The organism is Variovorax glucosi (assembly GCF_051216695.1).
GTDB lineage: Bacteria > Pseudomonadota > Gammaproteobacteria > Burkholderiales > Burkholderiaceae_C > Variovorax.
The window spans coordinates 1-1,218 of record NZ_JBPJZE010000207.1 but is presented as its reverse complement, the minus strand read 5'-3'; the positions used below and the strand labels follow the sequence as shown (position 1 = coordinate 1,218).

Sequence of the window (1,218 nt, the reverse complement as noted above, 5' to 3'; positions counted from 1 at the left end):
GACAGCCCTTGTCGCCCCCGGCGGGCGCCCCGCGAATGCGGCGCGCCTTGCCGTCGTTCGCCGGCCACGCGCATGGCGGCCATTGAATATCCCTTGAGCGCCCCGCTACAATCGCGGGTTGACTCCTGCTCCAGCGAAGAAGACAAGAGGATCCCCATGAGTGACATGACCTCCGGCTCGCCCCGGATCGACACCAGCAAGCGGACGTGGTTGATTGCATCCAGCTGCGCCGGCGTGGCGGGTGGCGTGGCCACCGCCATTCCCTTTGTGAGCACTTTCCAGCCTTCCGAGAAGGCCAAGGCCGCGGGCGCCGCGGTCGAGGTCGATATCTCGGGCCTCAAGGTCGGCGAGAAAATCACCGTCGAATGGCGCGGCAAGCCGGTCTGGATCCTCAAGCGCACCCCCGCGCAGATCGCCGAACTTCCCAAGCTGGACGGCCAGCTGGCCGACCCCCTTTCCAAGCGTCACCCCGACGAATTCACCCCCAAGTACGCGCAGAACGAGCACCGCTCGATCAAGCCCGACGTGCTGGTCGTGGTCGGCATCTGCACCCACCTGGGCTGCTCGCCGACTGACCGCTTCCAGGCCGGTCCGCAGCCTTCGCTGCCGAACGACTGGGAAGGCGGCTTCCTCTGCCCTTGCCACGGTTCCACTTTCGACCTGGCTGGCCGAGTCTTCAAGAACAAGCCCGCGCCCGACAACCTGCCGGTGCCGCCGCACATGTACCTGTCGGACACCAAGCTCCTGATCGGTGAAGACTCCAAGAAGGCCTGAGGCGGAAGAAGAACATGGCTGAATTCCACGAGATTCCCCCCAACGCTCCTGCCAGCGAGAAACTGCTGAACTGGGTCGACAACCGCTTCCCGCTCAGCAAGCTCTGGAACGACCAGTGGGGCAAGTACTACGCGCCGAAGAACTTCAACTTCTGGTACATCTTCGGCTCGCTGGCAATGCTGGTGCTGGTGATCCAGATCGTCACCGGCATCTTCCTCGTCATTCACTACAAGCCCGACGCGAACCAGGCGTTCGCATCGGTCGAGTACATCATGCGCGACGTGCCGTGGGGCTGGCTCATTCGCTACATCCACTCGACGGGCGCCTCGGCGTTCTTCATCGTGGTGTATCTGCACATGTTCCGCGGCCTCATGTACGGCATCTACCGCAAGCCGCGCGAGCTGATCTGGGTGTTCGGCTGCGCGATCTTCCTGTGCCTGATGG

General features: G+C 63.6%; 2 protein-coding genes. Both read left to right on the top strand.

The features are described 5' to 3' along the window. The first annotated feature begins 156 nt into the window (after nt 1-156). Nucleotides 157-774 carry a ubiquinol-cytochrome c reductase iron-sulfur subunit gene (petA, locus tag ACSFA3_RS24320; protein ID WP_435472200.1) on the top strand — a complete coding sequence of 206 codons (618 nt, stop codon included), beginning with the start codon at nt 157-159 and terminating at the stop codon, nt 772-774. Nucleotides 775-788: 14 nt separating this feature from the next. Continuing rightward, nucleotides 789-1,218: cytochrome b (locus tag ACSFA3_RS24315; RefSeq protein WP_435507945.1), on the top strand; the 430-nt coding region annotated here is incomplete at its 3' end.